Origin of the sequence: Aquimonas sp., assembly GCF_044377145.1 — a bacterium.
Lineage (GTDB): Bacteria > Pseudomonadota > Gammaproteobacteria > Xanthomonadales > Xanthomonadaceae > Aquimonas.
In genome coordinates, this window is record NZ_JBILJQ010000013.1 from 56,850 (window position 1) to 82,612 (window position 25,763).

At 68.0% G+C, this 25,763-nt stretch carries 21 protein-coding genes; 11 read left to right on the forward strand and 10 right to left on the reverse strand.

Annotated elements, in window-relative coordinates; translation table 11 throughout:
* The first annotated feature begins 288 nt into the window (after positions 1-288).
* Positions 289-1,902, forward strand: coding sequence for an alpha-glucosidase family protein (locus tag ACIQ7H_RS06245; protein WP_395789499.1), 1,614 nt, complete (start codon positions 289-291; stop codon positions 1,900-1,902).
* 160 nt (positions 1,903-2,062) lie between these two features.
* Positions 2,063-3,151, forward strand: a complete 1,089-nt coding sequence (locus ACIQ7H_RS06250) for a hypothetical protein (RefSeq protein WP_395789501.1) — start codon at positions 2,063-2,065, stop codon at positions 3,149-3,151.
* A gap of 105 nt (positions 3,152-3,256) precedes the next feature.
* Here ACIQ7H_RS06250 and ACIQ7H_RS06255 read toward each other — a convergent pair whose 3' ends face one another.
* The 4 genes from ACIQ7H_RS06255 to ACIQ7H_RS06270 all read right to left on the reverse strand — a co-directional run bounded on the left by ACIQ7H_RS06255 (position 3,257) and on the right by ACIQ7H_RS06270 (position 7,173).
* A complete protein-coding gene (locus ACIQ7H_RS06255; protein ID WP_395789503.1) occupies positions 3,257-3,610 on the reverse strand; it encodes a carboxymuconolactone decarboxylase family protein in 354 nt (117 codons plus the stop codon).
* Positions 3,607-3,867, reverse strand: a complete 261-nt coding sequence (gene grxC / locus ACIQ7H_RS06260; RefSeq protein ID WP_395789505.1) for a glutaredoxin 3 — start codon at positions 3,865-3,867, stop codon at positions 3,607-3,609. Before grxC ends, ACIQ7H_RS06255 begins: the two co-directional genes overlap by 4 nt.
* An 85-nt stretch (positions 3,868-3,952) precedes the next feature.
* Positions 3,953-6,451, reverse strand: coding sequence for an ABC transporter permease (locus tag ACIQ7H_RS06265; protein WP_395789507.1), 2,499 nt, complete (start codon positions 6,449-6,451; stop codon positions 3,953-3,955).
* Positions 6,448-7,173 (reverse strand): ABC transporter ATP-binding protein, encoded by a 726-nt coding sequence (locus tag ACIQ7H_RS06270; RefSeq protein ID WP_395789509.1) that lies wholly within the window; start codon positions 7,171-7,173, stop codon positions 6,448-6,450. The genes ACIQ7H_RS06265 and ACIQ7H_RS06270 overlap by 4 nt, the downstream gene beginning before the upstream one ends.
* Before the next feature lie 33 nt (positions 7,174-7,206).
* Between ACIQ7H_RS06270 and ACIQ7H_RS06275 the strand changes: the two genes are divergently transcribed.
* The 3 genes from ACIQ7H_RS06275 (at position 7,207) to ACIQ7H_RS06285 (ending at position 9,569) form a co-directional block, all read left to right on the forward strand.
* Positions 7,207-7,878 carry an arylesterase gene (locus ACIQ7H_RS06275; RefSeq protein ID WP_395789511.1) on the forward strand — a complete coding sequence of 224 codons (672 nt, stop codon included), beginning with the start codon at positions 7,207-7,209 and terminating at the stop codon, positions 7,876-7,878.
* A gap of 183 nt (positions 7,879-8,061) precedes the next feature.
* A complete protein-coding gene (locus tag ACIQ7H_RS06280) occupies positions 8,062-8,565 on the forward strand; it encodes a flavin reductase family protein (RefSeq protein ID WP_395789512.1) in 504 nt (167 codons plus the stop codon).
* Between the two features lie 5 nt (positions 8,566-8,570).
* A complete protein-coding gene (locus tag ACIQ7H_RS06285; RefSeq protein WP_395789514.1) occupies positions 8,571-9,569 on the forward strand; it encodes a multidrug resistance efflux transporter family protein in 999 nt (332 codons plus the stop codon).
* A 22-nt stretch (positions 9,570-9,591) separates the two neighbouring features.
* Here ACIQ7H_RS06285 and ACIQ7H_RS06290 read toward each other — a convergent pair whose 3' ends face one another.
* The 4 genes from ACIQ7H_RS06290 to ACIQ7H_RS06305 form a co-directional block, all read right to left on the reverse strand.
* Positions 9,592-12,519, reverse strand: a complete 2,928-nt coding sequence (locus tag ACIQ7H_RS06290) for a diguanylate cyclase (RefSeq protein WP_395789516.1) — start codon at positions 12,517-12,519, stop codon at positions 9,592-9,594.
* Positions 12,520-12,703: 184 nt separating this feature from the next.
* Positions 12,704-13,318, reverse strand: coding sequence for a class I SAM-dependent methyltransferase (locus ACIQ7H_RS06295; protein ID WP_395789518.1), 615 nt, complete (start codon positions 13,316-13,318; stop codon positions 12,704-12,706).
* A gap of 102 nt (positions 13,319-13,420) precedes the next feature.
* A complete protein-coding gene (gene rlmKL / locus ACIQ7H_RS06300) occupies positions 13,421-15,583 on the reverse strand; it encodes a bifunctional 23S rRNA (guanine(2069)-N(7))-methyltransferase RlmK/23S rRNA (guanine(2445)-N(2))-methyltransferase RlmL (protein ID WP_395789520.1) in 2,163 nt (720 codons plus the stop codon).
* The gene (locus ACIQ7H_RS06305) at positions 15,580-16,098 is read right to left on the reverse strand and encodes an alpha/beta family hydrolase (RefSeq protein ID WP_395789522.1); all 519 of its coding nucleotides are present in this window, start codon (positions 16,096-16,098) and stop codon (positions 15,580-15,582) included. Before ACIQ7H_RS06305 ends, rlmKL begins: the two co-directional genes overlap by 4 nt.
* 224 nt (positions 16,099-16,322) lie before the next feature.
* Here ACIQ7H_RS06305 and ACIQ7H_RS06310 point away from each other — a divergent pair, with 224 nt between their 5' ends.
* From ACIQ7H_RS06310 to ACIQ7H_RS06320, 3 genes are all read left to right on the forward strand, one after another.
* Positions 16,323-16,883 carry an N-acetylmuramoyl-L-alanine amidase gene (locus ACIQ7H_RS06310; protein ID WP_395789524.1) on the forward strand — a complete coding sequence of 187 codons (561 nt, stop codon included), beginning with the start codon at positions 16,323-16,325 and terminating at the stop codon, positions 16,881-16,883.
* A 77-nt stretch (positions 16,884-16,960) separates the two neighbouring features.
* Positions 16,961-17,839, forward strand: a complete 879-nt coding sequence (gene tesB, locus ACIQ7H_RS06315; protein WP_395789539.1) for an acyl-CoA thioesterase II — start codon at positions 16,961-16,963, stop codon at positions 17,837-17,839.
* Positions 17,840-17,867: 28 nt separating this feature from the next.
* Positions 17,868-18,257 (forward strand): hypothetical protein, encoded by a 390-nt coding sequence (locus ACIQ7H_RS06320; RefSeq protein ID WP_395789526.1) that lies wholly within the window; start codon positions 17,868-17,870, stop codon positions 18,255-18,257.
* 98 nt (positions 18,258-18,355) lie between these two features.
* Here the strand turns inward: ACIQ7H_RS06320 and ACIQ7H_RS06325 are convergent, their stop codons facing one another.
* Entirely contained in the window at positions 18,356-18,970 is a 615-nt protein-coding gene (locus ACIQ7H_RS06325; RefSeq protein ID WP_395789528.1) for a MarR family winged helix-turn-helix transcriptional regulator, read from the reverse strand.
* A 392-nt stretch (positions 18,971-19,362) separates the two neighbouring features.
* Between ACIQ7H_RS06325 and ACIQ7H_RS06330 the strand changes: the two genes are divergently transcribed.
* Positions 19,363-20,577, forward strand: a complete 1,215-nt coding sequence (locus tag ACIQ7H_RS06330; protein WP_395789529.1) for an RNA polymerase sigma factor — start codon at positions 19,363-19,365, stop codon at positions 20,575-20,577.
* An 11-nt stretch (positions 20,578-20,588) separates the two neighbouring features.
* On the forward strand, positions 20,589-21,317 hold the full coding sequence (locus ACIQ7H_RS06335) for an arginyltransferase (RefSeq protein WP_395789531.1): 729 nt from the start codon (positions 20,589-20,591) through the stop codon (positions 21,315-21,317).
* A 26-nt stretch (positions 21,318-21,343) separates the two neighbouring features.
* Here the strand turns inward: ACIQ7H_RS06335 and ACIQ7H_RS06340 are convergent, their stop codons facing one another.
* Positions 21,344-21,907 (reverse strand): ECF-type sigma factor, encoded by a 564-nt coding sequence (locus ACIQ7H_RS06340; RefSeq protein ID WP_395789533.1) that lies wholly within the window; start codon positions 21,905-21,907, stop codon positions 21,344-21,346.
* Between the two features lie 155 nt (positions 21,908-22,062).
* Between ACIQ7H_RS06340 and mfd the strand changes: the two genes are divergently transcribed.
* The gene (gene mfd, locus ACIQ7H_RS06345; RefSeq protein WP_395789535.1) at positions 22,063-25,533 is read left to right on the forward strand and encodes a transcription-repair coupling factor; all 3,471 of its coding nucleotides are present in this window, start codon (positions 22,063-22,065) and stop codon (positions 25,531-25,533) included.
* The last annotated feature ends 230 nt before the right edge of the window (positions 25,534-25,763 follow it).

Below are 25,763 nucleotides of genomic sequence, written 5' to 3' on the forward strand. Positions count from 1 at the left end.
GCGTCACACAACGAATTCCGGAACAACCACCGCGGGCACAGGTGATGAATACGTATGCACGCAGAGCAGCAGCGGTAGCCGCGGTGATTAAGCTTGCGGCCCAGGTTCGAACGCATTGTCGGCCCGCCATCGCCACACCGTCGTGCGGCATCCCGCAACCAGCCCAACCACCGTCCGGATCGATCTCATTGCCGAGCAAGATTCTCAGGGCCGTGAAAGCCGCCGGAGCCGTTCGGCGCACGTTGCTGGAAACTGCGCCAGATGCTGCCCCCACATTCCGGATCCTCCATGAGCACAGCCCCCTGGTGGCGCGGCGCCGTCATCTACCAGATCTACCCGCGCAGCTTCCAGGACAGCAATGGCGATGGCATCGGCGACCTGCCGGGGATCATCCAGCGGCTCGACTACGTCGCCAGCCTGGGCGTTGATGCGATCTGGATCAGCCCGTTCTTCCGTTCGCCGATGGCCGACTTCGGCTACGACATCGCCGACTACCGTGATGTCGACCCGATGTTCGGCACCCTCGCCGACTTTGATCTCCTGATCGCGACCGCGCACCGGCTTGGTCTGAAGGTGATCATCGATCAGGTGCTGAGCCACACCTCGATCGAGCACGCCTGGTTCAAGGAGAGCCGCAGCAGCCGCGACAATCCCAAAGCCGACTGGTACGTGTGGGCGGACCCGAGCCCGGACGGTACGCCACCGAACAACTGGCTGTCGCTGTTCGGCGGCGGTGCCTGGCAGTGGGAGCCGCGCCGCGAGCAGTACTTCCTGCACAACTTTCTGGCCAGCCAGCCGGATCTGAACTTCCACAATCCCGACGTACAGCAAGCCACGCTCGACAACGTGCGCTTCTGGCTCGACCGCGGCGTCGACGGTCTGCGTCTGGACGCGATCAACTTCTGCTTCCACGACCGCCAGCTGCGCAACAACCCGGCCAAGCCAGCGGAGCTGCGCACCGGCCGCGGCTTTTCTCCCGACAACCCCTACGCCTACCAGTATCACTGGTACAACAACACCCAGCCGGAGAACCTTGAATTCCTGCAGCGCCTGCGAGCCTTGATGGACGAATACCCGGAGGTTGCCGCACTCGGGGAGATTTCGTCGGAGGACTCGCTCGCTACGATGGCCGAATACACCGGCCCCGAACGCCTGCACATGGGCTACAGCTTCGAGCTGCTGACGCCCGATTTCAGCGCGGCGCATGTCGCCACCACCGTCCGCGAGCTGGAGGCGAAGATGAGCGCCGGCTGGCCGTGCTGGTCGATCAGCAACCACGATGTGCAGCGCGTCGCCACCCGCTGGGGCGGCGCCAACCCGCCGCCGCATCTGGCCGCAACCTTGAGCGCGATGGTGTGCAGCCTGCGCGGCTCGGTCTGCGTGTATCAGGGCGAAGAGCTGGGCCTGCCGGAGGCGGAGATCCCGTTCGAGCTGCTGCAGGATCCCTACGGCATCGCGTTCTGGCCGAACTTCAAGGGCCGCGACGGCTGCCGTACGCCGATGCCCTGGCAGGCGCTCGACCAGGGCGGTTTCACCGCCGGCCACCCGTGGCTGCCGGTGCCGGACTGCCACCTGCGTCTGAACGTGCAGGCGCAGGAAGCCGAGGCCGGTTCGGCGCTGCAGCGCTTCCGCCAGTTCCTGCGCTTCCGCCGCGAACAGCCGGCGCTGCGCTGGGGCACGGTGCAGCTGATTGAAATCGCCGATCCCGTGCTGGCCTTCGTGCGCGAGCACGCCGGCCAACGCGTGCTGGCAGCGTTCAACTTCTCGGCACAGCCGCAGCGCCTGAGCCTGCCGGGTTGCGCTGACTTCGTCAGCCTGCACGGCCACGGCCTGGTCGAAGGACGGCTGGATCAGGGCGGGATCGAGCTGCCGGGCTTTGGTGGGCTGTTCGCGCGCGGCTGAGACGGCGCCTGAACGACGAAGGCAGCGGGGGCCACCGCAGAAAAAGCGTTTGACACCCGCAGGCGGCTGAACATATCTTTCCATCGCGATGGATGTGTTCATAGGCGCGGCAAGCCCTGCCGCGCCCGCTCCCTGCGCGTACCGAACCCTGCCCCCACCCATGAATGCTCTCGCAGTCGAGCGACACTCCCCCCTGCCCAAACGGGTCGATCTGGTCCTGATCGGCGCGCGCGGCCGGGTCGGCAGCGCCTTCCGGCAACGTCTGCAGGCCTGCCATGCCGACCTTGTTCGCGGATTGAACATCGACCTGCGGCTGCGCGCCGCAATGGACCGCCGCGGCCTGGCTGAGCGCATGGACGGGCTGGATCCAATCGCACTCGACGGCGCCTTGCGGCCGCGCAGCGCAGGCGACATCGAAGCGCTTTGGCTGCACTTGGGCAGAGCCTCCAGCACGGTGCTGATCGACTGCACCGCCAGCGATGAGGTCGCCGGCCACTATCCGCAGTGGTTGCGGCGCGGCTTCGCGATCGCCGCTGCCAACAAGCACGCCGGCGCGCGCCCGTTGGCGTTCTATCGGGATCTGCAGCAGGCGGCGCAATCCACCCCCTGGCGCTACGAGACCACCGTGGGCGCGGCGATCCCGATCCTCGGCCCGCTGCGAGATCTGCGCCTGCGCGGCGAACAGGTGCTGGGCATCCGCGGCCTGCTGTCGGGCTCGCTGTCCTTTCTGCTGGCGCGACTGCATCAGGGCGCGCGGTTCTCGCAGGCGGTGATGGAGGCGCGCGAACTCGGCTACACCGAGCCGGATCCGCTGGAGGATCTCGGCGGCGAGGATGTGGCGCGCAAGCTGCTGATCCTCGGCCGCGAGGCGGGATTCGAGCTGGAGCCGGACCAGATCGGGGTCAACCCGCTGACGCCGATACGCGGTGTCTCAGGCCCGGCGCTGGAACCTGCGCTGGCCGCAGAAGATGACGCCTGGGCCACGCGCATCGCCGCTGCGGAAGCCGCCGGGCAGCGTTTGGTCGTGGTGGGTGAAGTCGGGCCCGAGGGCGGAAGCGTCGGCGTGCAGTCCCTGTCTGCGGACGATGCACTGGCCAGCGCATCGCCGCGCGAGAACGTGCTGCAGATCCGTACGGCGCTTCAACACCAGCCGGCGCTGACGCTACGCGGGCCCGGCGCCGGCGCGGAGGTCACCGCGGCCGGCGTGTTCAGCGATGTGCTGGCCTTGGCGCAGCAGCTGGCTCGGTAGCGCATCAGTGCATTGCGTTGCGGCGCGGTTCGTTCTGCCCTCGGCATCGCAGGAGGAACTCAGCCGGGGCTTTGCCGACTCGAATCGGCCTGCGCCAGCTCTGCCTCAGCCCTCGCTGGGCGCTTCCAGCTGGTCGAGAAAATCGACTCCGCGGCGCAGGTGTGGGATCACGATCGAACCGCCCACCACCAGCGCGACGCTGAAGGTCTCGAAGAACTCGGCGCGGTTGACGCCGGCTTCCTTGCACTGGGCGATGTGGTAGCTGATGCAGTCGTCGCAGCGCAGCACCATCGATGCAACCAGACCCAGCAGCTCCTTGGTCTTGTGGTCGAGCGCGCCGTCCTTGTAGGTCTGGGTGTCGAGCGCGAAGAAGCGCTTCACCACCTGGTTGTCTTCGGACAGGATCCGCTCGTTCATGCGCTTGCGGAAATCGGTGAACTCGGCAATGCGGTCGCTCATGCGCCGGCCTCCAGCAGCGGCGCAAGTCCGCCGGCGCGGTCCAGCGCGACCATGTCGTCGAAGCCGCCGACGTGGGTGGCGCCGATGAAGATCTGCGGCACCGAGGTGCGGCCGGTGATCTGCATCATGTGGGCGCGCGCGGCCGGGTCGAGATCGATCCGCACCTCTTGCCAGCTGTGGCCGCGCTGCTTCAGAAAATTCTTCGCCGCCACGCAGTACGGGCAGACGGCGGTGGAGTAGATCTTGATGTCAGCCACAACGGGCTCCTTGCTGGGTCGGGGACGAATGGGGACGAATGAAGTCGCCAGTGTGGGGACGTCGGCGCTGATTGAAAGGGCCGCATCAGTTCTGCAGTGCGCGCAGGGTGATCGCCGGTGGCGCCTGCACCACGCGGCGGGTGGCGGCCAGGCCGGTCAACAGCACTGCCAGCACGCCCAGGCCGAAGCCACTGCCGACATGCACCCAGTCCGGCGCGAACGGCAGTTCGAACACCACGTCAGCGACCACCGCGGTCAGGCCGGTCGCGGCCAGTGCGGCAATTCCGGCGGCGATCACGCCGATGGCGAGGAACTCGCTGGCCTGGGCCAGCCGCAGCTGGGCGGTGCGCGCACCGAGCACGCGCATCACCCCGCCTTCGAGCAGGCGCTCGTCCTGGCTGCTGCTGACCGCCGCCACCAGCACCAGCAGGCCGGCCACCAGGGTGAAGTAGAAGACGTACTCCACCGCCAGCGTGGCCTGGCGCGCGGTGCGCTGGACCTGGTCGATGATCGCGTCGACATCGATCACCGAGACGTTCGGAAACCGCCCGACCAGGGCGCGGGTGAACTCGACATCGCCGCTGGGCACGCGCACCGCCGAGATGTAGCTGGCCGCGGATTCCTGCAGTGCCGGCGCATTGGCGACCACGAAGAAATTGGGCCGGAAGTTCTCCCACTGAACCTTGCGCAGGCTGGTGATCTCGGCCTCGAACACGCGGCCGGCGACGTCGAACGCGATGCGATCACCGAGCTTCCAGCCCAGCGTTTCAGCAATGCCCTGCTCGACCGAAACCTCCGGCGTGTCGGCCGATGGATCCCAGGCGCGGCCAGCCGTGAGTTCGTTGCCGTCTTCGGCAAGATCACGCGCCCAGCTCAGGTTGAACTCGCGCTCGGCCAGACGCTGCGCGCGCTCGCCGCGCTCGGCGTAGTGCTCGCCGTTGACCGCCTGCGCATTCACCTGCACCAGCCGACCGCGCACCATCGGAAACAGCGGCGGCTCGCCTTTGGCGTACTGCTGGATCAGCGCACGCGTGGCCTCGACCTGGTCGGCCTGCACGCCGACCAGAAAACGATTCGGCGCATCGGCGGGCAGCGCCTGCTGCCAGCGGTCCAGCAGCTGGCCGCGCACCTGGCCGAGCATCAGCAGCACCATCAGGCCAAGCCCGAGCGCGGTGATCTGCGCGACGCTGACGCCGGCGCGACGCGAGACGTTGGCCAAGCCATAGCGCCAGACCCCACGCAGCCGCCCGCGCGCGCGTCGCAGCACCGCCACCAGGGCGAGCGCCAGCAGGGCCAGCACGATGAAGGTTCCAAGCAGACCACCGAGCAGGCTGGCGGCGAGCTTGATCGAACCGGCCTTCCACCACAGCAGGGCCGCCAAGGCACCCAGCCCGAACAGACTGACCGCCACCGCGCTGGCCTCGACGCCGCCAAGGTCACGCCGCAGCACGCGCAGCGCCGGCACCCGCCGCAGCGCCAGTACCGGCGGCGCGGCGAACGCGAACAACACCACCAGCCCCACGCCCAAGCCCTGCAGCAGCGGGCTGAAACCCGCGGGCGGCACGGCCAGCCCGAGCACGCTGGCCAGCCAGGCGACGACCGCCGCCTGCAACCCGAAGCCCAGGGCCACGCCGACCACGCTGCCGAGCAGGCCGAGGAACAGCAGCTCGCCGAGCTGGATGGTGACGATGGCGCGCTGGTCCGCGCCGAGGCAGCGCAGCACCGCGCAGGCGTCCAGATGGCGCGCACTGTGGCGGCGCGCGGCCATCGCCACGGCGATCGCTGACAGCACCACCGCGACCAGCGCAGCCAGGCCGAGGAAACGATCCGCCCGTTCCAGCGCGGAACGGATCTCGGGGCGGCCGTCCTGCACAGTCTCCAGCCGTTGCCCGCGCGCGAGCGCGTCACGCTGGGCATCGATCCAGCGCTGCACGGCAGCGGCCTCGCCCGCGACCGCCAGCCGGTAGCTGATCCGGCTGCCGACCTGGACCAGGCCGGTTGATTCGAGGTCGGCCTGGTTGATCGACACCTTGGGTGCGACGTTGAAGTAGTCCATCGCCGCATCGGGTTCCTGCGCGATCAGGGCCGTGATGGTCAGCTCGCGGCTGCCGACTTTCAGCACATCGCCGACCGCTACCGACAGCGCCTGGGCGCCACCGCGGGTGATCCAGATCTGGCCCGGCGCAGGGATGCCGGTCGCGCTGGACTCGCGGCCGTTGGCATCGAGCAGACGGAACTCGCCGCGCAGCGGGTAGCCGTCCGAGAGCGCACGGATGTCCGACAGGCGCAGTGCCTCGCCGGCCCGGACCATGCTCGGGAAGCCCTGCACCTCAGCGACCTGCAGGCCCAGCTCAGCGGCCAGACCCCGCGGGCCATCGCCGATCGGCTGATCCGCGCGCAGCACGGCATCACCACCGAGCAGACGATTGGCCTCCATCGCCAGCGCGCGCTCGGCGCGGTCGGTCAGCGCGGCGACCGCAGTGACGGCGGCCACCGCCAGCATCAGCGCCGCCAGCAGCACGCGCACTTCGCCCGAGGCGAGATCGCGGCGGGTGAAACGCCAGGCGAGGCCGAACAGCCTCACGGCAGCAGGCGCCCGGAATCGATCCGCAGCTCGCGGCCGCAGCGGGCGGCCAGGGCAGGATCGTGGGTCACCAGCACCAGGGTGGTGCCGGCGCGGGCGTTCAGTTCGAACAGCAGCTCGATGACCGAGGCGCCGGTGCGGGTGTCCAGATTGCCGGTGGGCTCGTCGGCAAACAGCACGTCCGGGCGGGTGACGAAGGCGCGCGCCAGCGCCACGCGCTGCTGCTCGCCGCCGGACAGCTGGCGCGGGTAGTGGGTGAGACGTTCAGCCAGCCCGACCTGGGCCAGGATCTCGCGCGCCGAGCTCTCGGGCTTGGCGCTGCCGGCCAGCTCCAGCGGCAGCATCACGTTCTCCAGCGCGGTCAACGAGGGCAGCAGCTGGAAGCTCTGGAACACGAAGCCCACATGGCGCCCGCGCACGCGCGCGCGACCGTCCTCATCGAGCTTGGACAGGGCCTCGCCGGCCAGCCAGACTTCGCCACTGGTGGGGGTGTCCAGACCAGCGAGCAGGGACAACAGGGTCGACTTGCCTGAACCGGAGGCGCCGACAATCGCGGCAGTTTCACCCGCCTTGATCGAGAAACTGACGCCCTCAAGTATGGTCAGCGGCCCGGTGGGCAGATCGACACGCTTGCCCAGGTCCTGCGCACGCAGCGCCTCGCCGCGGTTCACGCCGCCTGCGTCCTGCGCATCCCGCTGCGCCGCCACTGCCGTTCCGTCCATTGCCTGACCTCGTCACCTGAAGGGTTGAACCACATGTTGAAATCCGCCCGAGCATTGCCGATCCGCGCTGAACGTCTTGTCATCGTCTGCGTGTGGCTGCTGGCCGCGCTGCTCTCTGGACCTGCGGGCGCGACCACCGAAAACAAAGTGCTGGTGATTGGCGATTCGCTGTCGGCCGCCTATGGCCTCGCGGCTGAACAGGGCTGGGTCAGTCTGATGGATGCCCGCTTGCGCGAAACGCGGCCGGGCTGGAGCGTGGTCAATGCCAGCATCAGCGGCGAAACCACCGCCGGTGGTGCGGCCCGTATTGATTCCGCGCTGGCCCTGCATCAGCCGGCCCTGGTGCTGATCGAACTGGGCGCCAATGACGGCCTGCGCGGTCTGCCGCTGGAGCAGGCCGAGGCCAACCTGGAGCGCATGGTGCAGGCGGCGCAGACCGCAGGCGCCAAGGTGCTGGTGATCGGCATGCACATCCCGCCCAACTACGGCCCGGACTACACCGAGGCTTTCCACGCCATGTTCGGCCGGGTGGCGGATCGCCAGGATGCGGCCCACCTGCCCTTCCTGCTCGAACCGATCGCCAGCGACCGTGACGCGTTCTTGCCTGACAACCTGCATCCGACCGCAGAGGCGCAGGCCAAGCTGCTGGACCACGTGTGGCCGGAGCTGCTGGCCTTGATCGCCAGCAGCAGGAACCGGGAGTAGGGAATCGGGAATCGGGAATCGATCCGAAGCAGCGTGACGCGGCATGCGCGCTCTTCGTCCTTCGCACGAGTTCAGCACACCGCCCGAGCTGATATGCGCGGCTGACCCTTCCCAATTCACGCCCCCCATTCTCCGCGCACACGCCGCTATCATCCCGACCCCAAGCCCCGGACCTCGAGCGCAATGACCAAACCTCATGCAGAACTGCGGCGCGCCCTTGGTAGTTTTGCCACTGGGGTTACCATCGTCACCGCGCGCGATCCAGGGGATGCCGAGCACGCCGCCGCCGATGTCGGGCTGACCGTGAACAGCTTCAGCTCGGTGTCGCTGGAACCCCCGCTGGTGCAATGGTGTATTGCCCGTCGCGCGGCCTCGTTCGCTGCCTTCGAGCGCGCCAGCCACTACTCGGTGCATGTGCTGGCTGCGGATCAACAAGCGCTGTCGGCGCGCTTCGCCAGCCATGGCATTGATCGCTTCGCCGGTCTCGAACTGGAGCGCGGTCCGGCCGGGCTGCCCCTGCTCGGGGGCTGCGTGACCCGCTTCGTCTGCCGCATCGAGCAACGCTATGCGGGCGGCGATCACCTGATCCTGCTTGGCGCGGTCGAGCAGTTCGAGACCAGCGATGCTGATCCGCTGGTGTATCTGCGCGGAGGCTATCGCCAGGTGCTGTCGAGCGGCGCCGGCTGAGCGGCATGCCCGAGCGCACGCGCCGCGCTGCCTACGTCGCGATCGCCCTCGGCCTGCTGTCGGCACTGTTCTACAGCGCAACCTACGTGCTCAACCGCGCCGCCGCCGATGCCAGCGGCGACTGGCTGTGGACGGCCAGCCTGCGCTACCTGTTCACCCTGCCCCTGCTGCTGCCGCTGATGGCCTGGCAGGGCGGCGTGGCGCCGGTATGGGCCAGCCTGCGCCGGCATCCGCTGCCCTGGCTGCTGTGGAGTGGGATCGGCTTTGGATTGTTCTACGTGTGTCTGGCCTGGGCGGCGGCAACCGGGCCTTCGTGGTTGATTGCCGGCAGCTTCCAGCTGACGGTAGTGGCCGGCATGCTGTGTGCGCCGCTGCTGTATCGCGATGCACGCCGACGCGTTCCACCGGCGGTGCTGGCAGTGGCGGTGGCGATGCTCGGCGGGGTGTTGCTGATGCAGTGGAGCGCGGCCGGCGGTGCACTGAGCTCCGAGGATTGGCTGGCGCTGGCGGTGGTGGCGGTGTCAGCAGTGGCCTATCCGCTGGGCAATCGTGGTCTGCTGTTGCATCTGGAGCACAGCGGCGAGCAGCTCAATGCGAGCCAACGGGTGTTCGGCATGACCCTCGCCAGCCAGCCGATCTGGTGGTTGTTGGCAGCGTTCGCGTATGGCCGAACTGGCGCGCCACCGTTCAACCAGGCAGTGCTGGCGCTCGGCGTTGCGGTGTTCGCCGGCATCATCGCGACGGTGCTGTTCTTCGAGGCCACCGGCCGGGTGCGTAATCAACCCGGGGCGCTCGGCGCGGTTGAAGCCATGCAGGCAGCGGAAATCATATTCGCCAGCGTGCTCGGTGCCTGGCTGTTCGGCGAAGCCCTGCCCGGTGCGAGCGCCTGGAGTGGCGCTGCAATCGTGATGGCCGGCATCATCGCGCTGGGCCTGCTGGCGGGCCGCGAGGCGGCGGGTCATCAGGCTGCGCTGGCCGCCCTGCGCAGCGAGCGCGGCGGCTGATCGAAACCGCCAACGCACACCGTCAATCCGCGCGCCGCACCTGATTGCGGCCAGCGCGCTTGGCGACGTACAGGGCGGCATCAGCGCGAGCCAGCAGATTCTCGTGGCTTTGCACGGCATCAGCGCTGGCCAGACCGATGCTGACCGTGACGCGCAGCCCGGGGTCGATGCTGTCGAGATCGACCTCGGACACCGCCGCACGCAGCCGCTCGCACACGCGCTCGGCATCCTCGATCCGGGTGTGCGGCATCAGCAGGGCGAACTCCTCGCCACCCCAGCGGCTGAGCACATCCATCTCGCGGCACTGCCGCTGCATCAGCTGCGCGATTGCGCACAGCACATCGTCGCCGGCCGCATGGCTGTAGGTGTCGTTGACCCGCTTGAAGTGGTCGATGTCGAGCACCGCCAGGCACAGCGGCGAGCCAGTGCGCCGCGCGCGGCGGAACTCGCGCGCCGCGATCTCGTCGAAGGCGCGGCGATTGGCCAGCCCGGTCAACGCGTCTTCGCGCGCCTGTCGCTCAAACGCTTCGGCCTGCTCGCGCAGCTGCTCCATCAGCCGGCTCTTGTCGGCGTCGGCCGCCAGCAGGCGCTCGGTGGAGGCGCTCAGTTCCGCGGTCTTGCGCGCCACCGCGCGCTGCAGCCCTTCGGCACGAAGGCGCAGCGCGCGGATACGCAGGCCATAGATCGCGAATGCGGACGCCAGCAGCAGCAGGCCGAGCAGCACCTGCACCCACAGCCGCTGCCATGGCGCCGGCAGGATCTCGAACTCGAACACCGCCTCGGGCGAGTCCCAGGCGCCCCCCGCATAGGCGGCCTGGGCGCGCAGCCGATAGCTGCCGGGCGCGAGGTTGGTGTACTCCACCGCGTGCAGACGGCCGCGTTCCACCCAGTCCAGATCGAAGGGTTCAAGCCAGTAGCGGTACTGGATACGCTCGGGCATCACGAAGCCGAGTCCGGCGACGCTGAAGGCGACCCGGCTGGTGCCGGCCGGCAGGCGCGCCGGACGATCCAGCGGCAGCTCGCGGCCCTCGGCAGAGGCGCTTTCCAGCACCGTGGGCAGCGGCTGGGCGGTGCTGTCCGAGAGATGATCACGGCGGATCCGCACCACGCCGATGGCGGTTGCGATCCACACATTGCCCTCGGCATCGACCGCGGCCGGCGGGCTCCCGGTATTGCACTGGCTGCTGGCCATGCCGTGCGACTCGTCGAACAGATCGGCCGTCAAGCGCGATGTCTGTCCGCGCAGCACCGCCAGCGCATTCTCGCGCTTGATGCGTACGGCACCACGGTTGGTCGACAGCCACAGATGCCCGGCGCTGTCGGCCAAGGTGTTGAACACCTTCTCCATCGGCAGTCCCTGTTCGAGCCCGATCAGCGCCACATGGCCGCTGCCGGGCTGCAGCCGCATCAACCCGCGGTCGGTAGACAGCCACAGCGCATCGGTGTCGGCATCCGCGGTGATCGCGAATACCGCGCGAGCGTTGGCCGGCAAGGTCGGCCCGGCCTCGATCCGTTGACCGTCGATGACCACATCCAGGCCCTGGGTGGTGCCGATCCAGACCCGACCCGCGGCATCGCGATACAGGCTGTTGACGTAGTCGCCAGCGGGGCCCGCCTGCAGTCGACGCACTTCGCCAAGGCCTGCATCGACCACGGCCAGACCGGCGATGGTGCCGACCCAGAGCACGCCCGCAGGCTCCATCGCCAGCGCACGGACCTGGTCGGTGGGCAGGCCATGGCGAGTATCGATCTGCTCGACGACGCGGCCCTCGCGCACGCGCAGCACCCCTTGATCGAAGCTGCCAACCAGCAAGCTGCCATCGATGTCCTCGGCCAGGCTGAGCACCGAGATTTCCCCCAGTTGCCCATCCGCCGGGGTCGGCTGCACGCGACCATCGCGCCATAGATTCAGGCCGCGCCCGGTGCCGATCCAAAGGCCGCCATCGGCGGCCTGCAGCACCGAGCGCACGAAGTTGTCGCTCAAGCCCTGCGCGTCGGTGAGGGTTGAGAATGGGGCGGCCCCAAGCCGCATCAGGCCGCCGTTGGTGGCCGCCCACAGCGCGCCGTCCTGGTCCAGCAACAGCGACAGCACGCGCCCGCTTGGCAGCCCTTCATCGGTGCCCAGCGTCTGCAGTTGGCCGTCCTGCAGGCGTCCCAGGCCCTCGATCGCCATGCCGATCCAGAGCGCGCCGGCCTCGTCCTCGACCATCCGGAACACGCCGCGGCCGGACACTCCCGGATGCAGGGTCTCGAAGCCTTCTGCGTAGTCGGCAGCGCGTGCGCGATAGGCGCCGCGCGCCGTCGACAGCAGCAGCCGGCCGCTGCGATCCAGATTCAGGCCCAGCACCGCGGGGTTGCCCGCGCGCTCGTCATAGCGCACCTCGATCGCGTGCTCGCCCTCGATCCGCACCAATCCGCCCGAGGTGCCCGCAAACACCCGTCCAGCGGTGTCCATGACCAGCTCGAACACGCTGTCGCCGAGCATGCCCTGGGCGCGCCGGTAGGTGTGCCGGCTACCGTCGGGATCGATGCGCAGCAGGCCGCTGCTTTCCTGGCCGACCCACAGTCGGCCGGCGCGATCCAGCAGCAAGGCATTGACGAAGCCCGGCGCGGGATCGAGCCGCGTCCAGGCACCGTCCTTGTATCGCAGCAGATCGCCGCGCACGCCACCGACCCACAGTGCGCCCTCGTGGTCGAGGTGCAGGCTGCGCATGGCGACATCTTCCAGCGGCGGAAGTCGATCGCGTCCGAACAGCTGGAACTCGCGGCCGTTGTAGCGCGCCAACCCTTCCCAGGTCGCCAGCCACAGATATCCATCGGCGGTCTGCGCCAGCGCATTGATCGAGTTGTGCGGCAAGCCTTCACGGGTGGTCCAGGTGCGGCGAGCCAGCTCATGCAGGTCGGCTGCCGCGGCCAGCAGCGGCATCGACAGCAGGCACGCCAGCAGCATCAGCCACAGACCGAACTCACGCGCTGGTCGGCGCTGCCGCTTCAGTCGCTGACTCTGGCAATCATGATCGGGCGCGCAAGCACACATGGGCAGATCGGCTCCGGCGCGCAGGTCGGCTCAGGATGCCCGGGAACACGGTCGGCGACCGTGCGCTGAGTGCGGGTCGCGAACAGAGGCGCGCAGCTCAGGGAACGCGGCTGAACACATAGACGGTAGCAGGAGGCACGTTCCACAGGGCGATGCCGGCGCGCCGCGCTTTCAGACCAAGCGCTCCAAGCAGCTCGCGAGGCACCGGGCAGGTCGGCCCGTAGGTGAACTGGATGAAGCGCCCGTCCGGGCGCATGCAGTCGAACGCCGATTGAACGATCGCCTGCTGGGTCGCCCGGCTCATCGACAACAGACCCAAGCCCGAAACCACCGCATCGGCCGGGCCGGCATCGGCGAAACCGCTCTGGGCGGCCAGCGTCTGCAGCTCGCGGGCATCACCACAGGCCACGTGCGCCTGCGGGAAACGCTGCAGCAGATGCTGGTGCAGTTCTTCATTGAGCTCGACCACCATCAGATCCGCATCGGCGATGCCGTGTGCGATCAGGGCCGCGGTGAACACACCGGTGCCGCCGCCAAGTTCGATCACGCGTCGCGCGCCCGCGGGAAGCTCGGCCAGCATCAGCCGCGCAAGCTGGGCGCCCGACGGTGAGATGGCCGCGGTGGCCAGCGGGTTGCGCAGCCACTGGCGAAAGAAGGTCCAGTGGTCCGTGCGCGAAACACCGCGCTTGGGCGAAGGTTGCTGAGTTGACATGCCTGCTCCGGGTTCCGATTGGCGCGTCCTGTCGCCAACCTGGTGGCCGAGTATGACAAATGCGTGAAGCGCACCGCCATGGCGGTGCACCACGCCCTGCCCTCAGCGGATCCAGAACGCGCGGTGGATCTTCGGATCGCGGCTGAAATCGGGCGGAATCGAAGCGGCGCCGATCTCCTGAACCTCGTATTCCGCTGCCAGTTCCTCATCCATGCGGAAGCGCCGGAAGTTGTTCGAGAACAGCAGCTGGCCGCCCGGCGCCAGTCGCGCCATGCAGGCGCGGATCAGCCGGGGATGGTCGCGCTGGATGTCGAAATCGTTCGCGCGCGCCGAATTGGAGAAGGTCGGTGGGTCGCAGAAGATCAGGTCGAAGCGTTCGCGATTCTGGTTCAGCCAGGCCAGCACATCGGCTTGGATCAACCGATGGCGTTCGCCGGTGTAGCGGTTCGCCGCAAGATTGCGCGCCGCCCACTCCAGGTAGGTGGCCGACAGATCAACGCTGGTGGTGGCCGCGGCGCCACCCGCCGCGGCGTGCACACTGGCCACGCCGGTGTAGCAGAACAGGTTCAGCACGCGCTTGTTGGCGGCGTGCTCGCGCAGCAGCCGACGCGCCGGGCGATGGTCCAGAAACAGGCCGGTATCGAGGTAGTCGAACAGGTTGACCTGCAGCTGCAGGCCGTCTTCGACCACCGGCAGCCAGTGGCCGCGCAGATCCTGCTTTTGATAGCGCGCATCGCGGGTCTGCGGGGCGCGGGTCTTCACGCTGATGCGCGCGCGCGGCAGCTCGAACACCGCCATCGCCGCCTGCAGCAGCTCGGACAGCCGGCGCCGGGTGTCTTCGACCGGGATCTCGCGCGGGGCCTGGTACTCCTGCACATGCAGCCAGATGCCCGCGTCCTCGGCCGCTGCGCTTGGCGCTGCGGTGTAGACATCGATCGCCGCCGAGTACTCGGGAAGATCGGCGTCGTAGGCGCGATAGCAGGTGATGCCCTCGCGCTGCAGCCAGGGCTTGAGCTTCTTCAGATTCTTGCGCAGGCGATTGGCGGCCATCTCGGCGCCGGCCGAGAGTTCCTTCGGCACCGCCGGTGCGCGCTCGGGGCGGTCGGCCACCGCGGCAAAGCGCAGCAGCGAGCAGGCGATCGCGCCGTTGTACAGCGCATAGCGCTTCTCCGCGCGCAGGCCGATGGCCTGGCCCGGCGCTTCATCCGCAACGATAAAGCCGGCCTTCCAGGCCCGGCATGGCCCGCGCAGCAAACTGCCCAGGCTGCGATACAGGCCGGGGTCCGCGGCCAGACGTGCGTCATACGGCGGATTGCTCACCACCAGACCGTTCGGCGCGGGCGCCTCGCTGATGTCCTCGACCCGGCGCACCTCGAAACGCAGCTGCCGGGACACACCGGCCGAAGAAGCATTCGCGCGCGCGGCTTCAATCATCCGCGGATCGGCATCGCTGCCGAAGAAGCGCGCGCCCAAAGCCGCACGCCCGGCGGCGGCGCGGTCGATCGCCTCGCGCAGCAGGCCGTCCCACAGGCCGACGTCAAAGCCCAGCCAGCCCATGAAGCCGAAGTAGTCGCGCTCCAGCCCGGGCGCGACATCGGCCGCCATCCGCGCGGCTTCGATCAGCAAGGTCCCCGAGCCACACAGCGGGTCGAACAGCGCAGCATCGGTGTCCATCAGCAGCGGCCAGCCGGCGCGGATCAGCACCGCGCAGGCGAGGTTTTCCTTGATCGGCGCAGCACCCTGCTCGATCCGCCAGCCGCGCCGATGCAGGGCATCGCCGGAGAGATCGATCGACACCGTGGCGCGGTCTCGTTTGACGTGCAGATTGATGCGCACATCCGGCCGGTCGGTATCGACGGAAGGGCGGGTGCCGGTGGCGGCACGCAGCTGGTCGACCACTGCATCCTTGACGCGCTGCTCGACGAAGCGCTCGTGGTTGAGCTTGGACTGCACCAGGCTGGAATCGACCGCCAGGGTGCCATCGGCACGCAGGTGCTGCGCCCAGTCGATGCTCTGCACGCCGTCGTACAAGGCCGCATCATCGGCCGCGGCGAACTCGGCGATCGGCAGCAGAATCCGGCTGGCCAGCCGCGACCACAGGCAGGCGCGGTAGCCGATCGCAATCGGCCCGGCGAAGTAGACCCCAGCCAAGGCCTCGTGCACATCGTCGGCGCCGATCGCCTTCAGCTCGTCGACCAGCAGGTACTCAAGCCCCTTAGGGCAGGTCGCAAAGTATCGGTGTTGGGCCACGCTCGGCTCGCTCATGCCAGCCGCGCCAGAAAGCGCGCGAAGGCTTCGGCGCTGTACTCGACGTGCGTGCTCAGCCGGTGATTGTCGTTGACCAGCATCAATTCATCCTTGCGCGGTGCAGCCCAGGCAACCACCGCCGTGGCGGGTATCAGTTCGTCGTCCCAGCCGTGCACGATCGTGGTCGGCACCGCGGCCGCGGCGAGCTCGCGATAGCCGTCGATCCGCACCGGCGGCGCCAGCAGAAACAGGCCACGCACCTCGACTTCCAGCGAGGCCAGGGCGGAGATGAAGGCGCCCATGCTGGAACCGGCCAGCACCAGTGGACCTCTGGCTGCACGACAGCGCTCGACCAGTCGCGCCAGACGCACCGCCACCTGGGCGGGGTCCTTGCTGCGATCGAGGTCAAGATAGTCCGGAAGTTCGCTGGTCCAACCGAGCGCCTCGGCGGCAGCGGCCAGCGCGACGACCTTGGTGGCCTGCGGGCCGCTCTCAAGGCCGTGCGAAAGGATGACGTGGCCGCGTTGAGGCATGGGGTTCCGGGCGCGGAGGGCGCGTGGCAGGCGGCGCCGGAGTTTACCACGCAGGGTCTGGCGGCCTGCCGGTCAGCGCGCATTGCCGGCACTTCGGGCAGCCATGCCCAGCGGCCCTACGACCGTTGCGGCGATACAAGCCACTCGATCGGCTGCTTCGCCGCAGGAGCGGCGGGCGGCATCGCACTGCTAGGCTGACAGGCATCTTGCCGACCGGACCCGCCATGGACCTGCCGCCCCTTTCCGACTGGCCGCTGCCCTATTTCGAGCAGCTGGAGGCGCGTGCGCCGGAGCAGATCGATCTCGTCGTCATCCACTGCACCGAGCTACCGGATCTTGCCGCAGCGCGGGCTGCTGGCGAGCGTGTGCTGTATGCCAGCGGCACCGGCAACAGCGGGCATTTCTACATCGACCGCGACGGCAGCGTGCATGTGTGGGTCAAGCCGAGCCGCATCGCCCACCACACCCGCGGCTACAACCCACGCTCGATCGGCATCGAGCTGATCAATCGCGGCCGCTACCCGAGCTGGCTTGCCAGCCGCAGCCAAGGTATGACCGAGCCCTACACGGCGGCCCAGATCAGCGCACTGCGCGGCCTGCTGGCGAGGCTCAGCGATGAGTTGCCGAACCTGCGCCTGATCGCCGGCCACGAAGACCTCGATACCGACCAGGTCGCCGCCAGCGACGACCCGACGACCCTGGTCTATCGCAAACGCGACCCGGGCCCGCTGTTTCCATGGGCCGAGGTGCTGCAGGGCAGCCCGCTGCGGCGCCTGGCGCCGTAGGCCGCGCGTCAGCCACGCCCGCGCGACCGGCGCCGCGAAGCGGCGCCGTATACTTCGAGGCCTCTCCCCCGCGCGCGCTGGCCACTGTGCATCCCCTGGTTTCCGAACTGATCGACCTGCTGCGCCTGGAGCGCCTCGAAATCAACCTGTTCCGCGGCGAAAGCCGCGACATCGGCACCCGCCGGGTGTTCGGTGGCCAGGTGCTGGGGCAGGCGATGTCCGCCGCACAGCAGACCGTCACCGCCGAGCGCAATCTGCATTCGCTGCATGCGTACTTCCTGCGCGCCGGCGATGTCGATCACCCGATCGTCTACCAGGTCGAAACCTCGCGCGATGGCGGCAGCTTCTCGGTGCGCCGGGTCACAGCGATCCAGCACGGTCAGCCGATTTTTGTTGCCTCCGCCAGCTTCCAGACGCCGGAAAACGGCGTAAGCCACCAGATCTCCGCACCCGATGTACCCAAGCCCGAAGACATCGAGCCGCCGGCGCCGCTGTCGGCCGAGGCGCTGGCGCAGCTGCCGGCGATCACCCAGCGTTGGCTGACCCGCAGCGGGCCGTTCGAATTCCGCTACGTGTACCCGCGCGACGAGCTCAACCCGGCCAAGCGCCCGCCCTACAACCAGGTGTGGGTGCGTCTGATCGACACCATCCCGGATGACCCGATCCTGCACCGCACGCTGCTGGCCTATGTTTCGGACTTCCACCTGATCGGCACCAGCACCTTTCCGCACGGCCTGTCATACGTATCGCGGGCGATGCAGATGGCGAGCCTCGACCACGCGATGTGGTTCCACCGCCCGTTCCGCGTCGACGAATGGCTGCTGTACGCCTGCGACAGCCCCAGCGCGCACGGCGCACGTGGCCTTGCTCGCGGCAGTTTCTACACGCGCGACGGAGTGCTGGTGGCGTCCACCGCCCAGGAAGGGCTGATCCGCCTGCTCAAGGACGAAGCGTGAACCGCAACCGACACCCGAGGGCCGCGTAATGCGCCAGATCTTCCGCTCACGCCGGCTGGAAACAGTCGAAGGCGTTGCCCGCATGCTGAACGAAGCGGGCATCGAGACCTACATCAGCGAACGCAGAGCCTACAAAGGCAACCGTCGGGGACAGTTCAGTTTCACCGACGAATCGGGCCCGGAGCCCGCACTGTGGATCGTAAACGGTGCCGACATCACCCAGGCGCGGCAGCTGATGTCCGACGCAGGGCTACTGAATGTTGGCCGCGTTGAGTCACTTGTGAGCGCGGAGGGTCAGCAAACGCAGATCACGCCGGCAACCAAGCGTGTCTCGATGCATCGCAAGCTGCGGATTGGCCTGTTGCTGCTGGTGGTCGCGCTGGCCACCCTGCATGCAGTGCGCTTGGCGTTTGCCTGAGAGCGGGAGCCCGGCAGATCGGTTCCGCCGGCAGCGGTCGCGCGTAGTGCCCGGCGCGACCGGCGCGGCGGGAGTTGCCTCCCGCCGCACTCCGCAAATCAAACCGGCAGCGGAGCCAGCTTCGACAGCAGTTTCAACAAGGCCTGGCGATCACGCGGGCCCAGCGTCTCGAACACTTTTTCGTCGGCCGTCTTGGCGACGTCGACCAGCTTCTCAAGCGCCTTCAGGCCACGCGGAGTGGACACCAGGCTGTGTGCGCGACGGTCGCCCGGCATCGGACGGCGCTTGACCTGGCCACGGTTTTCCAGCTCGTCCACCAGTACCACCGCGCCGGAGCGGGCGATACCGAGGGCGCGTGCCAGATCCACCAGCTTCAGGCCCGGACGTTCGGCCACGATCATCAACGCCATCATGCGGGTGGGCGTGCTGTCGTGGGCATTGAGCTGCGCCGCCAGATGCTCGGACGCAGCAGATTCGGCCCGGCGCAGGGACAGACCGATCAGATCATCAAGGCGGGAAGTGCCCGCCGGAAGGGTGGCCGAGGCGACGTCAGCAATCGCCGCGGCAGTTTCGTTGGACTCTGCTTTTCGTTTTGTCATGGTCTTATACCGATTGGGTAGATGCACTTCAGCGGCGGGATGATCCGGGAACCTCGAACGCAGATCCCGTCTCGTCAACCTTTTGACCATCACGCCGCCTCGCGGCGATGGCATGCATGTTCCATTCCAGATCCGCCGCGTGCGTAGCAGAACATCAGCAGCGGCGCGGGTGCGAGTGCGAAATTCCTACATTGACAGACATTTACACAGCTCAAGTTGTTCATGCGCAAAAAGAAGCTGGATCACCTCATTCCACTGAGTAACGCCATTGTCCGTACATGACCTTGGTCGGCCATGACTTTCTGCAGTTGCTTGCGACCGCACGGACAAGGACCTTCAAAGGCTCTTCCGGAACGACCTGACAAGAGAACGCGTCGCACCACAGTGCACAGATCATTGCTCCGCGCTTGCAGGCAGAGGGGGCGCAGCCGACCATGCGCAGGGCCGCTGTCACACCGCAGCCCAGCCGGCGTCAGCCCCGCATCGCCCACAGCCAGAAGCCCTCCATGAGCGCAGAAGCCCTCGACAGCATCGTCTCAGAACACTTGCCCCGCGCCTGCAGCGGTGACCGCGCAGCGTTCGGGCGGATCGTGGCGGCCAGCCAGAATTCGGTGACCGCGATCGCCCTGGCGATCGTCCGCGATGTGCCGACCAGCCAGGACATCGCCCAGGACGCCTTCATCAATGCCTGGAACAATCTGCCGCAGCTGCGCAACACCTCGAGCTTCCTGCCCTGGCTACGCCAGATCACCCGCAACCTGGCCCGCGACCACCTGCGCCGCCGCGCCAGCGAGAAGCGCTACAACGGCGACATGGATGACATCCTCGCCGTGGTGGCCGACCCCACACCGGACACCCCCGACCTGCTGTCGCGACAGCACGAAGAACAGATCGTCGCCGAGCTGATCGACGAACTGCCGGAGGACACCCGCGAGATCCTGCTCATCTACTACCGCGAGGGGCAGTCGTCCAAGCAGGTCGCCGCCCTGCTCGGCATGCAGGACGCCGCCGTTCGCAAGCGCCTGCAGCGGGCCCGCGATTCGCTGCGCCAGGACATGCTGAAGCGGATCGGCGACTTCGCCCGCACCAGTGCACCCGGTATCGCGTTTACCGCACTGGTGATCGGTGGCCTGAGCCTGACGCCTGGCGCCGCGATGGCGGCCGGTGCCGCGGCCGGCGGTGCACTGGCCGGCAAGAAACTCGGCCTGGCCGCTGGCGGCGTCGGCAAGGGCTTTTCCAAACTGCTGTTTGGCGGTGCCAATGCCGGCAAGGGCGCCGGCAAGCTGCTGTTGGGCGCAGCCGGTGGTGCGCTGTTCGCACTGCTGGCGGGGATCGCCGGCGTGGTGCTCGGCGTACGCCGCTACTGGATCACCGCCATCGACGATGAGGAAAAGCGCTCGCTGACGCGCTACTCGGCGGTGGCTATCGCGGTGGTCGTGCTGTTCGCCGCCGGCATGTTCTTCGCCGGCATGGACGGCGATGCAATGGCCCCGGGCGTAGTCTTCATCGTGATGATGACCGCGGTTGGCGCGATGAACCTGCTGTGGCTGCCGCGCCTGCTGGAACGGCGGCACGAGATCGAGCGCCGCCGCGACCCCGGCCGTGCCGAGATCGAGCGCGCCGACGAGCGCCGCTACGCGATCTGGAGCATGCTGGCGGGCATGTTGCTGGGCGTGCTGGCGCTGGGAGTCGGCATGTTGACGGCAGCGCCACCCGTCTGAATCGAGGGCACATGACGGCCGCCAACCAGATCCGGGTATTCCAGACCGCCGAGCATGCCTGTGGCTACTGGCCCGAGCGGCGCGCCCGCGACATCGTGCTGGATCCCGACAGCCGCGCTCTGCCCCATGTGTATCCGGTCGCGCTGGCGCAAGGGTTCCGGCGTTCTGGCGGTCATGTGTATCGCCCCCAGTGCGCGACCTGCATGGCCTGTGTGCCGGTGCGTATCGACGTGCAGGCGTTCCGCCCGAATCGCAACCAGCGTCGCTGCAACCAGCGCAATACGGACCTGGTCGCAGCCGAGGTAGCGCCGGATCGGGCACCCGCGCTGTTCGATCTCTATCGCCGCTATCTGGCCTCGCGCCATCCCAAGGGCGGCATGGACGATCCCCGCCCGGAAGATTTCGATGCCTTCCTCAAAGCCACCTGGAGCCCGACGCGCTTCCTCACCCTGAGCGACGCCAGCCAACTCGTGGCAGTCGCAGTGACTGATGTGCTTCAGAACGGAATGTCTGCGGTCTACACATTCTACGACCCCAACGCCGCACGTCGCAGCCTGGGTACCTACTGCGTCCTGCGCCAGATCGACTGGGCGCGCCGGCTCGGGCTGCCGCACCTGTACCTCGGCTTCTGGCTGCAGGGCCATCCGAAGATGGACTACAAGCGCGGGTTCTCCGGGCTTGAGCAGCTTCGCAACGGCGACTGGCAGCCGCTGGCACCGACGAACATCGAGGCCTCGTAGGCGCAGCCACGGGCGAGATGCCGACCTCAGCCGTCGATGCGATCGCGCAGATACGCGCGCGCGAAGCGCAGATCGCGATTGACCGTCGCCAGCGACACATCGAGCACCTTTGCCACCTGCTCGTGATCGAGCCCGACCAGATAGGTCAGCTCGACCACGTCGGCCTTGCGCGGGTCGTTCTGGCGCAGCTCAAGCAGCGCATCGTGCAGGGCTTCGGCCTGGGCGAATTCGGGTGCGGGCTCGTTCTCGGCCGCGCGCAGGGTGATCCGGAACTGGCCGCCGCCATGCTTTGCCGCCGACTGCTTGCGGCCCATATCGCAAAGCAGGTTGCGCATCGCCACCGCCACCGTCCGAAAGAAATGCGCGCGGTCGACCCAGTCGACATCAGCCTCCAGCAGATTGATGACCAGCTCATTGGCAAGCTCGGTCGGCTCAATGCCCGCGTTGCCGCCCAAGCGCAGCTTGTTGGCCGCCAGCTGGCGCATGCGGTCGTAGACCAGCGCGAACACCGCATCGGCGGCGCCGTCTTGCCCGGCACTCCAGGCGTGCAGCAGATGGGTGAGCTGATGGCGATCGGTAAGCGTTGACATTGCTCGACGGGACTCTCGTCGCGGCATGGCGGGCGGCCGAAGTGTAGCGCGGCATCCCACCTTGACGGTCGCATCCCACCGGCGGCGACTAAACTTGCCGGCCAGCCGCATGCCAAGCCGCGCACGCCGGCCCTTCAAGCATCACGGAAATCCTCTTGAGCCCGTCCAGCCCCAGCCTTCTCAGCCCTCCCCTGCCGGCGCCCGGCCAGCAACGCGCGTTCTGGCGCGCGCCGGCCAGCAGCAGCGCGCTTGCGCTTGCCGTGGCCCAGGCCGCCACGCGCCACACCGGCCTGCTGGTCGCGATCACCCGCGACACCTTCGGTGCGCACGCGCTGGAAGCCGAACTGCAGGTGTTCGCGCGCGATTTGCCGGTGCTGCACTTCCCCGACTGGGAAACCCTGCCCTACGACCAGTTCAGCCCGCACGCCGACATCGTCAGCCAGCGCATCGCGACCCTGTACCGGCTGCCGGCGACCCAGCGCGGCCTGCTGGTGGTGCCGATCGCCACCCTGATGCAGCGGCTGGCGCCAGCGAGCTTCATCAGCGGCAGCGGCCTGGTGGTTTCCACCGGCCAGCGGCTGGACCTCGACGCCGAACGCCTGCGCCTGCAGTCGGCCGGCTACCGCAATGTGCCGCAGGTGCTGGACCCGGGTGACTTCGCGGTGCGCGGCGCCCTGCTCGATATCTTTCCGATGGGCAGCCCCGAGCCCTATCGCATCGAGCTGCTGGATGACGAAGTCGACTCGATCCGCACCTTCGACCCCGAGACCCAGCGCAGCCAGCACAAGGTGCGCGATGTGCGCCTGCTGCCGGCGCGTGAATTCCCGCTGGATGAGGCCGCCACCAAGCGCTTCCGCGGGCTGCTGCGCGAGCGGTTTCCGATCGACCCACGCCGCTGCGCGCTGTATCAGGACCTGAAGGAAGGCTCGGCGCCGGCCGGCATCGAGTACTACCTGCCGCTGTTCTTCGAGGCCACCGCCAGCCTGTTCGACTACCTCGGCAGCGACGCGCTGTGTCTGGTTGGCGACAGCGCGCTGGAGTCCGCCGAGGCGTTCTGGAAACAGACCAACGACCGCTATGAGCAGCGCCGCCACGATGTCGAGCGCCCGGTCCTGCCGCCGGAGGAACTCTTCCTGCCGCCGGAACTGCTGCGGCAAAAATTGAATGCCGTGCGCCGGATCGAGATCTGCGGCAGCCAGCACGCGCGCTTCGAGGACGCACAGGCGCTGGGCGATGCGCCGGCACCGACGGTGCCGATCACCAGCGCCAACGAACCCAGCGGCACTGCGCTGCGCTCGCTGCTGATGAGCTACCCCGGCCGCGTGCTGATCGCCGCCGATTCCGCCGGCCGCCGCGAAGCCCTGATCGAACAGTTGTCGGCGCTGGATCTACGGCCGGTCACGGTTGCCGACTGGCCAGCCTTTGCCAGCGCCACGGACGCGCCGCGCTATGCGATCACCGTGGCCGCGCTTGACGACGGCTTCGCGGTCACCGAGCCCGCGTTGTGCGTGCTGACCGAGCGCCAGCTGTTCCCCGAACGCGCCAGCCAGACCCGCCGCCGCAAGCGCGCCGGCCGCGAACCCGACTCGATCATCCGCGACCTCGCCGAGCTGTCGATCGGCGCGCCGATTGTTCACGAGGATCACGGCGTCGGCCGCTACCGCGGGCTGGAGGTGCTCGATGTCGGCGGCCAGAAGGCCGAGTTCCTGGCGATCGAGTACGCCAAGGGCGACAAGCTTTACGTGCCGGTGGCGCAGCTGCATCTGGTCAGCCGCTACAGCGGCGCGTCGCCCGAAATGGCCCCTCTGCATTCGCTCGGCGGCGAAGTGTGGGAGAAGGCGCGCCGCAAGGCCGCGGAGAAAGTCCGCGATGTCGCCGCCGAGCTGCTGGAAGTCCAGGCTCGGCGGCAGGCGCGCCAGGGCCTGGCGATCGACATCGAACGCCCGCAGTACGAGCAGTTCGCGGCCGGCTTTCCGTTCGAGGAGACCCCTGACCAGCTGCAGGCGATCGAGGCCGTGCTGACCGATCTGCAGTCGAGCCTGCCGATGGATCGCGTGGTCTGCGGCGACGTGGGCTTCGGCAAAACCGAAGTCGCCGTACGCGCGGCTTTCGTCACCGCGATGGCCGGCCGCCAGGTCGCCATTCTGGTGCCGACCACCCTGCTGGCCGAGCAGCACTATCGCAACTTCCGCGACCGCTTTGCCGACTGGCCGATCCGGGTCGAAGTGCTGTCGCGCTTCAAATCGACCAAGGAGATCAAGGCCGAACTGGAGAAGCTCGCCGACGGCGTGATCGATGTGATCGTCGGCACCCATCGCCTGTTGCAGGGTGATGTGAAGTTCAAGGACCTCGGCTGCGTGATCGTCGACGAGGAGCAGCGCTTCGGCGTGCGCCAGAAGGAAGCGCTGAAGGCCCTGCGCGCCGAAGTGCACCTGCTGACCCTGACCGCCACACCGATCCCGCGCACGCTCAACATGGCGATGAGCGGCCTGCGCGACCTCAGCATCATCGCGACGCCGCCTGCGCATCGCCTGGCCGTGCAGACCTTCATCACCCAGTGGGACGCCGCCCAGCTGCGCGAGGCCTTCCAGCGCGAGTTCGCGCGCGGTGGCCAGGTCTACTTCCTGCACAACGAGGTCGAGAACATCGAGCGCATGCAGCGCGAGCTGATGGAGCTGGTGCCCGAAGCGCGCATGCGCATCGCCCACGGCCAGATGCCCGAACGCGAGCTGGAACAGGTGATGCTCGACTTCCACCGCCAGCGCTTCAATGTTCTGCTGTGTACCACGATTGTCGAAAGCGGCATCGACATCCCCAGCGCCAACACCATCATCATCAACCGCGCTGATCGCTTCGGCCTGGCCCAGCTGCATCAGCTGCGCGGCCGCGTCGGCCGCAGCCACCACCGCGCCTACGCCTACCTCGTGATCCCGGATCGCAAGTCGATCACCAAGGATGCCGAGAAGCGGCTGGAAGCCTTGGCCTCGCTGGAAGAGCTGGGCGCCGGCTTCACGCTTGCCACGCACGACCTTGAAATCCGCGGCGCCGGTGAGCTGCTGGGCGAAGGCCAGAGCGGCCAGATCGCCGAGGTCGGCTTCAGCCTCTACACCGAGCTGCTGGAGCGCGCGGTGCGCAGCATCAAGCAGGGCAAGATCCCCGACCTCGACGGCCACAGCAACCATGGTGCCGAAGTGGTGCTGCACATTCCGGCGCTGATCCCCGACGACTACCTGCCCGACGTGCACACCCGCCTGACCCTCTACAAGCGCATCGCCAGCGCACGAGATCGCGACGCCCTGCACGAGCTGCAGGTCGAGATGGTCGATCGCTTCGGCTTGCTGCCCGACCCCGCCAAACACCTGTTCGCGATCACCGAACTCAAACTCGACGCCACCGCCCTCGGCATCAAGAAACTCGACCTGAGCGACCGCGGCGGCCGCATCCAGTTCGAGAAGCAACCGAAGATCGACCCGATGACCATGATCAAACTGATCCAGGGCCAACCCCGCGTGTTCGCGATGGAGGGGCCGGACAAACTCAAACTCAAGCTCGAGCTGCCGGATGCGTCATCGCGGCTGCGGACGGCGAGGGACTTGTTGGGCGCGCTGGCGGGCAAGGCGGCTTAACGGAGAGTCATGCCTTTGCGTCAGTCATGCCGTCATGTCAGCCCCCTTGGGCTCCGCTTGAGTGCGTCCTCGTCACCTCGACTGCTCCCCTTTCGGCATCGACGCGGAACGCGTCAACCCCTTTGAGACAGCCTGTTCACCAGATAGCTGTCATTCGTTCTCCTGAGTGGCGGATTCGCTCATGCTTGCGATCTCGTTGCTTCCGAGTTCACTGGGCAGGGTCACGATGG